The 14,238-nt window shown below is 61.2% G+C and carries 10 protein-coding genes and 2 pseudogenes; 11 read left to right on the top strand and 1 reads right to left on the bottom strand.

The features are described from left to right. Genes ACIP8I_RS07400 through ACIP8I_RS07385 form a run of 4 tightly spaced genes read left to right on the top strand, consistent with a single transcriptional unit; the run spans position 1 to position 5,796 of the window. Entirely contained in the window at positions 1-1,131 is a 1,131-nt protein-coding gene (locus tag ACIP8I_RS07400; protein ID WP_400759892.1) for an acyl-protein synthase, read from the top strand. Between the two features lies 1 nt (position 1,132). Further along, positions 1,133-3,535: an aldehyde dehydrogenase family protein gene (locus ACIP8I_RS07395; RefSeq protein WP_400759889.1), complete on the top strand. Its 2,403-nt coding sequence runs from the start codon at positions 1,133-1,135 to the stop codon at positions 3,533-3,535. A gap of 48 nt (positions 3,536-3,583) precedes the next feature. Then, positions 3,584-4,873, top strand: a complete 1,290-nt coding sequence (locus ACIP8I_RS07390) for a phenylacetate--CoA ligase family protein (RefSeq protein WP_400759887.1) — start codon at positions 3,584-3,586, stop codon at positions 4,871-4,873. Further along, positions 4,873-5,796 carry a GNAT family N-acetyltransferase gene (locus ACIP8I_RS07385; RefSeq protein ID WP_400759886.1) on the top strand — a complete coding sequence of 308 codons (924 nt, stop codon included), beginning with the start codon at positions 4,873-4,875 and terminating at the stop codon, positions 5,794-5,796. The genes ACIP8I_RS07390 and ACIP8I_RS07385 overlap by 1 nt, the downstream gene beginning before the upstream one ends. 48 nt (positions 5,797-5,844) lie before the next feature. Here ACIP8I_RS07385 and ACIP8I_RS07380 read toward each other — a convergent pair whose 3' ends face one another. Beyond that, positions 5,845-6,372 (bottom strand): hypothetical protein, encoded by a 528-nt coding sequence (locus ACIP8I_RS07380; protein ID WP_007966295.1) that lies wholly within the window; start codon positions 6,370-6,372, stop codon positions 5,845-5,847. A gap of 381 nt (positions 6,373-6,753) precedes the next feature. Here ACIP8I_RS07380 and ACIP8I_RS07375 point away from each other — a divergent pair. From ACIP8I_RS07375 to glgA, 7 genes and pseudogenes are all read left to right on the top strand, one after another. Continuing rightward, positions 6,754-7,884: pseudogene (locus ACIP8I_RS07375) on the top strand (cache domain-containing protein); the annotation flags it as partial. Between the two features lie 333 nt (positions 7,885-8,217). Beyond that, positions 8,218-8,745 (top strand): annotated as a pseudogene (locus ACIP8I_RS07370) (methyl-accepting chemotaxis protein); the annotation flags it as partial. Between the two features lie 329 nt (positions 8,746-9,074). Next, positions 9,075-9,521: a DUF411 domain-containing protein gene (locus tag ACIP8I_RS07365; protein ID WP_400759883.1), complete on the top strand. Its 447-nt coding sequence runs from the start codon at positions 9,075-9,077 to the stop codon at positions 9,519-9,521. Continuing rightward, positions 9,521-9,955, top strand: coding sequence for a YqaA family protein (locus ACIP8I_RS07360; protein ID WP_400759881.1), 435 nt, complete (start codon positions 9,521-9,523; stop codon positions 9,953-9,955). The genes ACIP8I_RS07365 and ACIP8I_RS07360 overlap by 1 nt, the downstream gene beginning before the upstream one ends. Positions 9,956-10,041: 86 nt before the next feature. Beyond that, complete coding sequence (locus tag ACIP8I_RS07355) at positions 10,042-11,094, top strand: alpha/beta fold hydrolase (RefSeq protein ID WP_400759878.1); 1,053 nt, start codon at positions 10,042-10,044, stop codon at positions 11,092-11,094. A 13-nt stretch (positions 11,095-11,107) separates the two neighbouring features. Further along, the gene (locus tag ACIP8I_RS07350; protein ID WP_400759876.1) at positions 11,108-12,061 is read left to right on the top strand and encodes a D-2-hydroxyacid dehydrogenase family protein; all 954 of its coding nucleotides are present in this window, start codon (positions 11,108-11,110) and stop codon (positions 12,059-12,061) included. A 585-nt stretch (positions 12,062-12,646) separates the two neighbouring features. Further along, a complete protein-coding gene (glgA, locus tag ACIP8I_RS07345) occupies positions 12,647-14,233 on the top strand; it encodes a glycogen synthase GlgA (protein ID WP_367084623.1) in 1,587 nt (528 codons plus the stop codon). Positions 14,234-14,238 lie beyond the last annotated feature (5 nt).

The raw sequence follows: 14,238 nt of genomic DNA, 5'->3' as shown, positions 1-14,238 counted from the left end.
ATGAATTCATTTCCCCATGGCGATGCGCTCTGCGCATTGCCGCAACCCTATTGCCCGGACTCCGTACCCGCGGGGCTGTTCAATCAGGCCATGAGCGAAATCACCCGGTTCCACGCTCGCCATACGCCCGGTTACGGCCATTGGCTGAAGGCCCACTCGGTCGATGTCGATGATCTCGACACGCTGGACGACTGGTCGCAACTGCCTCCGATTTTCGCCAATTTCTTCAAGCAACATTTGCTGCTCAGCCCGACGGGCGAGGACGCTCTGGAACTGACTTCCTCCGGCACCAGCGGGCAGAAGAGCCGCATGCGGTATGACGCGCGCAGCCTCGGCGCAGCGCAGTACATGGTCGAGCGGATATTCGCACAGTACGGCTGGATCACACCGCATACGCCTTGCAACTATCTGCTGCTGAGCTACGAGCCTGAGCCGTGCAATACCCTGGGCACGTCCTTTACCGATCAGTTCCTTTGCGGCTTTGCCCCCGCCAACCGGGTGGTTTACGCCTTGCGACGCAATGGAGACAGCCACCAGTTCGATCTGTTCGGGGTCATCGCGGCTCTGCAGGCGTTTGCCGAAGAAGGTCTGCCGGTGCGTATTTTCGGCTTCCCGGCGTTTCTCTGGGAAACCCTGCAACGCATGCGCGCCACGACTGTGCAGGATGTGCAGCTGCCAGCAGGATCATTGGCATTTTTTGGCGGCGGCTGGAAAACCCGCACCTCCGAAGAAGTCCCCAAGCAACAGCTGTACGCGCGGATCCAGCAGCAGCTGGGCATCAGTACCCGGGCCTGTCGCGATGGTTATGGCGCCGTCGAGCACGCGGTGCCTTACATCGAGTGTGTCCACCACCGCTTTCACGTGCCGGTCTATTCGAAAGTCTACGTGCGCAGCGCCGTGGACTTTTCGGTCCTGCCCTATGGGCAATGCGGACTGCTGAATCTGGTTTCACCCTACATTTCCTCCAGTCCGGCGCATGCGGTGGTCATGAGTGACCTCGCCACGCTGCATCCCGCCGCCAGTTGCGACTGCGGCCTGGCAAGCGACTGGTTCCAACTGCATGGCCGCGCCGGCACCGCCGCCGCGAGGAGCTGCGCCATGGCTGCCTCCGAACTGCTGGGGAGGCACTGATATGTACTTGATCAACGGACAACTGCACACCGAGTGCGACCTCGACAGCGCCTTGCAGCAACTTCACGTGGAGTTGCCACAACATCTGCAGACGCCACTTGAAACCGCCACGCTGCTTGCAGCCGCCGAAGCCTTCGCCACCCACCTGCAACAGCACGCATCGGGCCTGCCGCTTGATGCCGGGCAACGCCAGGCGCTGATCGATTTCTGCCAGCCTGCCGCGCTGCAAGCCAAGCTTGATCGTGAGCTCGGCCTGCAACCTGATTCGCTGCGGCGCATCGACTATCGCCAGTCACGCTTTGAGCGCTGGAGCCCATTGGGCCTGGTGGTACACATCACGCCCGCGAACGCGCCACTGCTGGCGTTTTGTGCGGTGATCGAGAGTCTGCTGAGCGGCAACGTCAACTGGCTGCGCCCCAGCAGCAGCGACGGTGGCCTCACCGCGCGATTGCTCCTGGCATTGCTCGCATGCGATTCGAGCGGTCAACTCAAGGGTTATGTCGCAGTCCTGCCGGCGAGCACCGGACAAATCGGCCAACTGTGCAGACACGCCAACGGTGTCGCAGCGTGGGGTGGCGAAACCGCGCTGCACGCCATTCGCCAACACGTGCCGCCAGGATGTCGCTGGATCGACTGGGGGCATCGCATCAGCTTCGCCTATCTGACCCCGGACGCGGTCTGCCCCGCCGTGCTCGATGCCATCGTCGATGAAGTGTGCCGCCTCGATCAGCAAGCCTGCTCCAGCCCGCAATGGCTGCTGGTGGACAGTGATGATGCCGCCGTGCTGAGCGAGATTGGCGCTCAACTGGCCACCGCATTCGAACGCCGCGCCGGGCGATGGCCGGCCCTCACACCCACGCTTGAAGAGGCTTCGCAAATCACCACCTGCACGGCAATGGCGCAGCTGGCCCAGAGCTTTTCCGGAAAGACCGGTCGGGTCTGGAGCGCGCCGGGCTGGCGCGTGATCTGGAGCCATGACCGCCAGCTCGAACCGTCGGCGCTGTTTCGCAGCCTGCTGCTCAAGCCCCTGCCCCGCGAGCTGCTCAGCGCTACGTTGCTGCCCTGGCGCAACGTCCTGCAAAGCTGTGCCTTGTTGTGCCCTGAGGCGCAGATCACCGAACTGGCGCAAACCCTGATCGCCGCCGGTGTCACCCGCATTGCCCCGCTCGACGCCATTCACGATGGCTACGACGGCGAACCCCATGACGGCGTCTATGCCTTGCAGCGCCTGAGCCGTCGAGTGTCGGTCAGCCTGACGCCGAATTCACTGGCGCGCCACGCCACGCTGGATCGCCAGCCATCGCCACCCGCGCTGGCCGGTGTGCCGATCATGGACAAGACAGCCTTCATCGATCGACCGCCGCACCCGCAGGCGCAGCTGTATTTTCGCTCCGGCGGCAGCAGCGGCACGCCGGCGCTTTCGGGTTTCAGTTACCACGATTTCCAGCGCCAGATGCAGGCGGCCGCCGATGGCTTGCTGGCGGCCGGCCTGGAACCGGCGCGGGATCGTGTGATGAATCTGTTCTTCAGCGGCGGGCTATACGGCGGCTTCTCCAGTTTTGCCAAGGTGCTGGAGCAACTGCAGGCCCGGCACTGGCCAATGGGCGCGCCGGCAGATGACGATTACCGGGAAATCGCGCAGATGATCGAGCAACAGCAGATCAGCGTGTTGATCGGGATGCCCGCCACCCTGCATCGGTTGTTTCTCAACGAACAGCAAACGCTGCGGCGCTACGGCGGCATCGAAAAAGTTTTTCTCGGCGGCGAACACCTCAGTCAACCCACCCGCGAGTTGCTGCACAGCTGCGGCGTGAGCCTGATCCGTTCGGCGATTTACGGCAGCGTCGACGCCGGTCCCATTGGTCATGCGTGCCATGCCACGCCTGATGGCGTCTTTCACCTGATGAGCGAAATCCAGCATCTGCAGATCGTCGATTTCGCTCAGGACACGCCGGTCAGTGACGGCGAGCCCGGTCGACTGCTGGTGACCACTCGCGCACGCCAGGGCCAGTCCGTGCAGCGCTATGACATCGGCGACAGCGGACGCTGGCTCCCCGGCCCGTGTGCCTGCGGCCTGACGTCGCCGCGCTTCGAACTGCTGCAACGCCACGGCAAGCTGCTGCGCATCGGCACCGATTTCATTTCACTGGCGACGCTGGCGCAGCACCTGCAAGCGCCGTTTCAGCTAGTCCTCGATCACGGCCCTGACGGCCTGGAACGCATGCGACTGCGCTGTCCTCTGGAACCGGCCGAAGCCCACCGACGACTGCAGAATTATTCGACGCTGATCACGCTGGTGCAGACCGGTTTGCTCACGCTGGATGTCGAGCATTGTGCCGTCGAGCAGTTCGCCCGAAACCGGCACAGCGGCAAGACACCCCTACTGATTGATACGCGCCGCTGACAGCAGCTACCTGCACGCGGCCCATCGCCACTCATACAAGAAAAAATCATGAACACGCTCATTGAATTGAACGATTTGCTCGGTTACACCCGCCATCATTCGGCCTATTGCCGCGAACACTTCAAAAATGTCGCGGCCCCCATCAGCGCTTTGACCGAACTGCCACTGATCGACCCTGAACAATACTGGCGTGACAGTCAGAATCCGCACCGATGGCCAGTGTTGTCAGGCCCGCTGGAAGACGCGATGGTCTTCAAGACCGGGGGCACCACCGGCTCAGGAAAACTCTCGCTGTTCACCCGCGCAGAATGGCACACCCTGGTGCGCGATTTCGGCAGCCACCTCACGGCGCAACTGAATCCCGGTGACCGGGTCGCCAATCTGTTCTTCGTCGGCGACCTGTATGCCAGCTTCATTTTTCTCCACGACGCGCTGGCACATGTCCAGACCCCCGTCAGCGAATTTCCCTTCACCGGGGCCGTCGACAGCGCCGTACTGGCCGAGTCGATCGTTGCGTATCGGATCAATGTGTTGGCCGGTCTGCCGGCGCAAATGCTCAAATTCGCCGCCTGGCTTGAGCGCCAGTCACGGATCCTGGAGGGCGTCGAAACCCTGCTCTACGGCGGCGAGAGCCTGTTTGCCGCCCAGCTGCAAACGCTCCAGCGGGTGTTCCCGAACGCACGCATTGCCTCTATCGGCTACGCCAGCGTCGATGCCGGACTGATCGGTGTCAGCACCCGCGATTGCAGCCTGGGCGAACACCGGATGCTGGAGCGGCACAGCGTGTTGGAGATCATCGATGAGGTGAGCGGTGACGTCATCGAAGAGTGCAACCGTAATGGCAGGCTGGTTCTGACCAACCTCACCCGGCGCCTGATGCCGGTGATCCGCTACCCGGTCGGCGACCTCGCCTGCTGGCGTGAACCGCCGGGGACGCCGATGCGCAAGTTCGCCCTGATGGGCCGCAGCATGAACAGCCAGCGCGTGCGGGTAAGCGTGTTGAGTCTGGATACCGGTGACATCGGCGAGCTGGTGCGCAAGATCGCCACCAGCGATGACTGGCAACTGCTCATCGAACAGCGAGCAAGCAAAGATCTGCTGAGCCTCAAGTGGGTACCCTGCACGCGAACACCTGACATCAGCCAGGCAAGCTCGACCCTGCGCCGTGCGCTGATCGACCAATACCCGCTGATCGAGAAGCTGCAGCTCGATCAATTGCTGGAGCTGAACGTGATCGCCTGTGCGAACGATGAACTGACCTGTCATCCACGCTCCGGCAAACATCAGCGGGTCGTGGATCGACGGGTTTACGAGCATCCGCAGCAGGGACAAGCGTGATGGACACGACAATCATCCGCCGCTATCGCGTCGCCGATGCGCCGGCAGTCAGCCGCCTGTTCGAAGAAATCTACGGTGTTCATTATCCTCAACCCCACGTGTATCTGCCCTGGATGATCAGCCAGAACCACAGTGACGGTCGCTGGCACTCGCTGGTGGCAGTGGTAAACGAGCATATCTGCGGGCACGCCACGTTGTTTCGCCAATCTGGCCGAACCGCACTGGCGGAGCTGGCACTGACCGTGGTACACCCGGAAGCCCGCGGGCAAAACATCGCCACCCAGTTGGGCCAGCAGCTGCTGATTCATGCCCAGGCGCTGGATTGCCGAGGCGTGACGATCAAACAGGTCACGCACCACCCGTATACGCAGCGCATGGCCGCCGGTCTGGGGTTTCACAGCTGTGGTCTGTTGCCCGATTACGCGCCTTCGCCGTTCGATGGAACAGGGCGGGAGACGATTGTTGTGGGTCACTGCAGCATCGACGGTCATCGGCGCCCGCTGCCGGCACTCGCCTGGCCGCAGGATTGCCGCGAGCTGATGTCGCATCTGGAGGCGGTGTTTGGTACCACCGACAATACCGTGCCATGGAAAGGCCCGAAGATCCGCTTCGATCACGTATCAGGGCGCTATGACCTGCTGCTCAAGGCCCTCGATGACAACCTGCTCAACCAGTTGGGACAACTGCCGGCGCACTGGCTGATTTCGATCAGACTCAGACTCGCCCAAGGGTTTTCCAGCGCGCTGCAAAAACTTGCCGATGCCGGTTTCGCTTTCACCGGGGTTGTCCCCGATGACTACAGCAACGGCTGGCTGGCACTGTTTCATCGTGGCTACCAGACCTCCACGCTGAGCCTGCACTGTCCACACATGCAGCATCTGCAGGATCAGGCGCAGCAGGCCGGCGAACGGTATCAGGACTAAAAACGAAAACGGCCCACCCAATCAATGGGTGGGCCGTGGGTGACGGGCTCAGGCCTTGGCTTTGACGCCTTGGTCCACCGGCTTCGGCGCGTTGCCTTCACCGTAGGTTTTCAGGTTCTGCAGCACGTAAATCGCCTTTTTGTATTCAGGGATCAGGTTCTTGCCGTAGGCATTGCCATTGAGGCCATTGTTCTGGATCGCGTCGAGCTGGGTCGCGAAATACTCAAGCGCATTGAATTTGGCATCAACGTCTTTGGTCACGCCGAAGCGGTCGAACTTGTCGCCGGCATTGAGCAGAGTGAACGAGGTGATCTCGGAGATCAGTCCGCGGCTGCGCAGGAAAACGCTCAGATTGCCCAGTTGCTTTACCGAGGTGTTCGACGGATCGAAGCCCTTGATGTTCTTGCGCAGGCCCTGCTTGTCCATTTCCGCGGTGTTGATCGCGTTCGGATCATTGCCGACCATGGTCAGCATCTGCTGCACCTTGACGCTCTGACTCACCTGCTTTTTCGCGCCCGTATTACGAACCAGCACCCCTGCCTTGCTCTCCCAGCCGCCGACAATGCCGATCGTCATGAGAAGACTCCCTGTGAAATAACCATGAAATGTCCTTGCTGGACTACTCGAATGCCGCGAAGTATCTACCGGCCCAGTGATGGCACCAACCCTTTTAGTGCAGTCGCTTACAATTTCTGTACATTCTCGATACAAACCCTCACAAGCTCACTGTCTCGCGGTTTCATGGCAGTTTGACGATGGCTGCCGATTGCCTTTTTACGCCGATTGATGTGCCGGTTAATTCATTTGTATCGAGGTCGATACGCCCCTTCTGTCAGCCCGACGTTTTCTTGCACGAAAGTACCTAAAGCTTCGCCGTTCACCGACGATACGCTGGTGTGACCCCGCCGTTTTTCCCTCGACCCCACAATAAGAATCGCAGCTCAAGGACCGGTATCCATGCCCGCATTCCGCACCATTCAGGCTCGCTACACGTTATTTCTGGTTCTGTTCATCCTGCTGCTGTCGGTACTGACCGTGGTCGGTATCAGCCAATTGGTCGCGCCCAAGCTGCGGCATACCGAAGAACAGGTGGTGCTCAACCGAATTGCCGAAGTCGCCGAACAGATTCAGGGCGAACTGAACAAAGTCCAGGCGCAGCAGCGCAGCATCACCCAGACCATTCCGCTGCTCGACAGCGCGGCCATCGACACAGTGTTGCCGGGCCTGGTGGATCAATACGGCGAGCTGAAAGTCTTCGGTGGGGGGATCTGGCCTCTGCCGGGTCAGCGTGAGGCCGGGCGCAACAAGTTCAGCACCTTCTGGCATCGCGATGCCTCGGGCAAACTGGCGGTGAACACCTTCTGGAACAGCGACGCGGCGCCCAACTACTACGATCAGAGCTGGTACAAGGGCGGTATGCAGACCCCACGCGGCCAGTGCGCCTGGGCTGCCGCCTATAAAGACGACGCCAGTGCCGAGCCGCGCACCAACTGCGCCATGGCGATCCAGAAAAACGGTGCGGCCTGGGGCGTGTCGACCATCGACGTGACGCTGGGTTTCTTCAACGATCTGGTGGCGCGCAAGGAAAAAGACCTCAACGCCGAAATGCTGATCGTCGAGGCCGACGGCAAGATCATCAGCAACAGCTCGCGCATCAGCGGCCCGATCGTGCTGAAGAACATCAGCGAGCTGGCCGCCGGCTCGACCTTCGCCAGTCAGGTCAAGGCCGGCCTGCAGAACCGTGATCAGGCGCAACGCGTCGAGTTCGACAACAATGGCGAAGCCAGCACCTTCTTCATGCGCCCGATCGAAGGCACGCCGTGGTTTCTCGCCACCGCTCTGCCAACGAAAATGCTCACCGCTCAGCGTGACGACGTGCTCAGCAGCCTGAGCCTGTTGCAGATTCCGCTGGTGATCCTGCTGGTGTTGTTGCAGGTGTATGCGATTCGCCAACTGGTGTCGCGGATGAAAGCGCTGAAAGCCAACATCGATTTGCTGTCCAGCGGCGATGCCGATCTGACCCGGCGCATCACCATCCGCGCCGAAGACGAACTGGGTGCCATCGGCCACTCGGTCAACACCTTTATCGCCTACCTGCAGAACATGATCGGTGAAGTCACCCAGGCCACCGGCGCCATGGCTTCGAGCCTCGATGACTTGCAGCGCACGTCGGCCAACACCAGCCAGATTCTCCTGCGCCACGCTTCGGAAACCGATCAGACCGTTACCGCCATCACCGAAATGAGTTCGACAGCCGAAAGCGTTGCGCAGAACGCCGCTGAAACCGCGGCGTTCACCCAGCGCGCCAACGAAAACGCCGACCGCTCGCGGGTGGTGGTCGGTGAAGCGACCAACAGCGTGGTGGCCTTGATCGACGAAGTGGCCAGCGCCACCAAAAAAGTCGAGAACATGCAGCAGGACGCACAACGCATCACCGAGATTCTCGGGGTGATCGGTGCAATTGCCGGGCAGACCAACCTGCTGGCGCTCAATGCCGCCATCGAAGCCGCTCGGGCCGGTGAACAGGGTCGCGGCTTTGCCGTGGTCGCCGACGAAGTCCGCGCCCTCGCCGCCCGCACTCAGGCCAGCACCTCGGAAATCAACGAGATGCTCACGCGCCTGACGCAAGGCGTGAGTTCCTCGGTCAGCGCCATGGAAAACACCCAGGCCAGCTGCCAGTCCGCCGCCGACGCCACGGCGCGGGTCAACTCGGGTCTGGATGAAATGGCCGGTTCGGTCAGCCACATCAACAGCCTCAGCACGCAGATCGCCACCGCTGCCGAACAGCAGAGTGCAGTGACCGAAGAGATCAACCGCAGCATGGTGCAGATCCGCCACATGGTCGAAGAACTGGTGCACAGCGGCCAGGCCAGCGAACTCAACACCCGCCAACTGCTCGAAGCCAACAACCGGGTGAGCGCGATCATGGGACGCTTCAAGGTCCGGTGATTCCCCTACCAGTCTATTGTGGCGAGGGAGCTTGCTCCCGCTGGGTCGCGAAGCGGCCCCAACTCTGACACCGCAATAAACAGGAAGCCGACATTGGCCGATTGGCGACTGCTGCGCAGCCGAGCGGGAGCAAGCTTCCTCGCCACAGAGCGCATCTCCATTCTGCCTGACAGATTTGTAATCTCTCGCTCAGCAGGCTGTCAGGCTTGATCCATGATCATCCTGCCGGCCTGCCTTGTATCAACTTGAAACACTCCGTTGATGCCGGGCAGGATAATCCGGTCAAAATACTTTCCTTTATTGATCGTCATCCGAGCCGAGAATCCATTATGCGAACCTCCCTGAGACTGGCCGCCCTCAGCGCCCTGCTCCTGTCCTCCCTGGCCCAGGCCGCCGAGCTGATCCCGATCGAAGTCCACCGCGACGCCAACTGTGGCTGCTGCAAAAAATGGATCAGTCACCTCGAAGCCAACGGTTTCAAAGTCGAAGACCACGTCGAAACCGACATGAGCAGCTTCAAGCAGCAACACGGCGTGCCACCACGCCTGGGCTCGTGCCACACAGCACTGATCAACGGCAAGTTCGTCGAAGGCCATGTGCCGGCTGAACAAGTGCTGGCCCTGAGCAAACGCGACGATCTGCTGGGTATCGCCGCACCGGGCATGCCCATGGGTTCGCCGGGCATGGAAATGGACGGCATGAGCGATGCCTATCAAGTGATCGGCCTGAAAAAGGACGGCACGGATGTCGTGGTGGCGGACTACCCGGCGCACTGATGGCTGCCGGTTACATCGGGCTGTTCGCCGCGGCGTTCGGCGCAGCGACGCTGTTGCCGCTGCAATCCGAAGCGCTGCTGGTCGGGCTGATCGCCAGCGACCGTTACTGGCTCTGGGGCCTGCTGGGCGTGGCGACGCTGGGCAACGTCCTCGGTTCGCTGGTCAACTGGTGGCTGGGGCGCGGCCTCGAACGCTTTCAGGATCGACGCTGGTTTCCCGTCAGCGCGAAACACATGGCCACTGCGCGCAAACACTACGAGCGCTATGGTCACTGGTCGCTGTTACTGAGTTGGCTGCCGGTGATCGGTGATCCGCTGACCCTGATCGCCGGCGTCATGCGCGAGCCGCTCGGGCGCTTTCTGCTGATCGTCTCGCTGGCCAAAGGCGCGCGTTACGCCGTGGTGGCGATGATCACCCTGGGCTGGCTCGGTTGAACATTCCGGCGATGGCGTTGCCTGTGGTTAACGTCGCCCTAATCCGGGCGTTCCAGCATCGGCCGATTTCCATGGAGTTTGCCCTTATGTCCGTCACGCTGTCCCGCTGGCTGCCCGGCCTGTTCCTGACTGCTGCGCTGCCGCTATTTGCCCACGCTGCTGCGCCCACCGAAGCTGCACCCGCCGAAGGCCAGACCTATGGCCCGGAGCTGCAAGGTTTCCAATACCCCTACACGCTCAAGCACTTTGCCTTTCAGTCCCAGGGTAAATCCCTGCAGATGGGCTACATGGACGTCGCCGCCCACGGCAAGGCCAACGGGCGCACCGTGGTGCTGATGCACGGCAAGAACTTTTGCGCCGCCACCTGGGACAGTTCGATCAAAGCCTTGAGCGAGGCCGGTTACCGCGTCGTCGCGCCGGATCAGATCGGCTTCTGCACCTCCAGTAAACCCGATCACTATCAGTACAGCTTCCAGCAACTGGCGACCAACACCCAACAGCTGCTCAAGGCCCTCGGCATTCAGAAAGCCACCCTGCTCGGCCACTCTACCGGCGGCATGCTTGCCACTCGCTACGCGCTGCTGTTCCCGGATCAGGTCGAACAACTGGCGCTGGTCAACCCGATCGGCCTGGAAGACTGGAAGGCCCTCGGCGTGCCGTATCGCACCGTGGATCAGTGGTATCAGCGCGAACTGAAAGTCACCGCCCAAGGCATTCGCGACTACGAGCGCAACACCTATTACGACGGGCGCTGGAAACCCGAATTCGACCGCTGGGTCGACATGCTCGCCGGCCTGAGCAACGGCCCGGGCAAAACCCAGGTGGCGTGGAACTCGGCGCTGATCTACGACATGATCTTCACCCAACCGGTGTACTACGAGTTCAAGGATCTGAAGATGCCGACCCTGCTGTTGATCGGCACGTCCGACACCACGGCCATCGGCAAGGATCTCGCGTCACCCGAGGTCAAGGCGAAAATCGGCCACTATGAGGTGCTCGGCCAGCAGGTCGCCAAGCTGATTCCACAGTCGACGCTGGTGGAATTCCCCGGCATGGGCCACGCGCCGCAGATGGAAGAACCGGCGAAATTTCACCAGGCCTTGCTCGGCTGGCTGAACAACACCAATCCCGTTCGTTGATGAGGTAAGGCTGATGGCGGTGCAGATTGCAGTGATCGATGACTGGCAGGACGTGGCACGGGACGTGGTCGACTGGTCGGTACTCGACAGCATCGGCGAAGTGACGTTTGTGCATGACTACCCGGCGGACAACGCCACACTGGCTGCACGTCTGGGCCAGTACCAGGTGATCTGCGTGATGCGCGAGCGCACGCGTTTCGATCAGGACCTGCTGCAGCGCCTGCCCAATCTCAAGCTGCTGGTCACCGGTGGCATGCGTAACGCGGCGCTGGACATGCAGGCGGCCGCTGGCCTCGGGATCAAGGTCTGCGGCACCGACAGCTACAAACACGCGGCGCCGGAACTGACCTGGGCGCTGATCATGGCCGCCACGCGCAATCTGCTGAATGAAGCCAATTCCCTGCGCGCCGGTGGCTGGCAGCAAGGGCTGGGCGGTGATTTGCACGGCAAGACCTTGGGCATTCTCGGTCTGGGCAGCATCGGCCAGAAGGTCGCACAATTCGCTCAGGTGTTCGGCATGCGCGTGATTGCCTGGAGCGAAAACCTCACCGCTGAACGCGCGCAGCAGGCCGGCGTGACCTGGGTCAGCAAGCAGCAACTGTTCGAACAGGCCGATGTGCTGTCAGTGCATCTGGTGCTCAGCGAACGCAGCCGCGGGCTGGTCGATGCACAGGCATTGGACTGGATGAAACCCACCGCACTGCTGGTCAACACCGCCCGCGGGCCGATCGTCGATGAAGCGGCGCTGATCAAGGCGTTGCAGAAACAGAAGATCGCCGGCGCGGCGCTGGATGTATTCGATCAGGAGCCGCTGCCTGCACTGCACCCGTTGCGCACACTGGACAATGTGCTGGCCACGCCACACGTGGGGTATGTGAGTCGGCAGAACTATGCGCAGTTCTTTGCGCAGATGATCGAGGATATCCAGGGTTGGGCGGCCGGCAACCCACTCCGTTTATTAAATTAAACCCTCACCCTGTAGGAGCTGCCGAAGGCTGCGATCTTTTGATCTTGTTTTTGAAAATCAAGATCAAAAGATCGCAGCCTTCGGCAGCTCCTACAGGTGCATCAGTGTTCAGCAGATCAACAAACTGACCGCACCACAACAGTGCACCCCGCCTTTGCGCTAGCACACAATCGTGACCATCCAGTCACCGTTTTAGCCCCTCCAAACAAAAAAACCTGCACTTCGTCGGTGCGTTCCGCCTTGCACACCACGTCTTTCGCTGCCTGCAAACCGATTGTCGAACAATTTACCCATTTGCCCTCGCCCGCTCTAGGATCTGGCCTAGACTGATTTTCGCGGGGTCAGACCAGTCGGTCACCGCACGCAAAAAAAGTCGAAACTTTTGCGTGAAGCGACGGGTCATCAGAAAGGCAGGGGCAACGCGACTGGTGTAATCCTTGCAACGGCCATTTCACCCATTCTGCTTGCGCGTGTTGGGTAGCGTTTGCTCACCGATGCGTGGCGCGTTTGCGCCCGGCCACAGGATTTGGCCATGGATATGGCTTGTTCCAGACAAGAAACAGATCAACGACACGGGAGATTCACATGATCAGTGCGGCATTGGATATTCAGGGAGAGCGTGCTCAGCAGTCAGTTGGCGAAGCGAGCACATTGAGTCTTCCCGGCAGCCGGTCGATCAACGTCCCGGGCACCAAAACGCTGACGCCGGTCGCCAGCCAGAATCCCAACAAGAAGAAAGTGTTGTTCGTGACCTCGGAAATCGCCGATCTGGTGAAGACCGGCGGTCTGGGCGACGTCTCCGCCGCCCTGCCCCGCGCCATGGCGCATCTGCACGATGTGCGCGTGTTGATCCCCGGTTACCCGCAGGTGATGCACAGCGAAAACCCGATCCACATCATCGGAGAACTTGGCGGCCATGCCGCATTGCCTCCGTGCAAGATCGGGCGCATGGACATGCCGGACGGGCTGGTGATCTACGTCCTGATCTGCCCCGAGCTGTATGAGCGTGAAGGCTCGCCGTACGGTGCCAACAACGGTCGCGACTGGCCGGACAACCATATTCGTTTCGCCCGCCTGGGCCTGGCCGCTGCCGACATCGCCGCCAACCTCGCACAAATTCACTGGTGCCCGGATCTGGTGCATGCCCACGACTGGCCCGCCGGTCTGGCCCCTGCCTATATGCACTGGCGCGGGCAGCGCACGCCGACCCTGTTCACCATTCATAACCTGGCCTATCAAGGCGTGACCAGCCTCGGCTCGTGCCCGGAACTCGGCATCCCGACCCATGCCCTGCAACAGGAAGGCATGGAGTTCTACGGCAAAATGTCGTTCCTCAAGGCCGGCATGGCCTATTCGAGCCATATCACCACGGTCAGCGCGACGTACGCGCAGGAAATCACCACCCCGGATTTCGGCTGCGGTCTCGACGGTTTTCTCGCCGCCAAGACCCAGCAAGGCTTGCTCAGCGGCATTCCCAACGGCATCGACGAGAGCTGGGACGCCGCCACTGATCCGCATCTGTTCGCACCGTTTGCGATTGGCGATTGGGAAGGCAAAGCGGTCAACGCCGCCCATGTGCGTGAACTGTTTGGCTTGAAGGATTCCAGCGGCCCGCTGTTCGCCGTGGTCTCGCGTCTGGTTTATCAGAAAGGTCTGGATCTGACTGAAGCCGTCTCCGAATACATCGTGCAGAACGGTGGCCAGATCGCAATCATCGGCCGTGGCGAGCCGGAAGAAGAACAGGCCATGCGTGAACTGGCGCTGCGCTTTCCTGGGCAGATCGGCGTGCGCATCGGCTTCAATGAAACCGATGCCCGGCGCATGTTTGCCGGCAGCGATTTCCTGTTGATGCCGTCGCGTTATGAACCCTGCGGCCTGAGCCAGATGTACGCCCAGCGCTTCGGCTCGTTGCCGGTGGCGCGCAATACCGGCGGTCTGGCCGACACCATCGAGAACGGCGTCACCGGGTTTCTCTTCGACGAATCCACTGTCGAGAGTTACCGCGAAGCCCTGAGCCGCGCGTTCAAGGTATTCGCTTTCCCCGAACTGCTCAATGCCATGCGCTGCCGAGCGATGGCCGCGCCGTTCAACTGGTGCAAAGCGGTCGAACCGTATGCCGAACTCTACGAACAACTGGTCGCCAAGGCGCTGGGTAAAGCCGGCCACAAATAACTCAG

Source organism: Pseudomonas sp. NPDC088414 (genome assembly GCF_044753325.1).
Classification (GTDB): domain Bacteria; phylum Pseudomonadota; class Gammaproteobacteria; order Pseudomonadales; family Pseudomonadaceae; genus Aquipseudomonas.
This window is presented reverse-complemented; position numbering and strand designations above follow the sequence as displayed.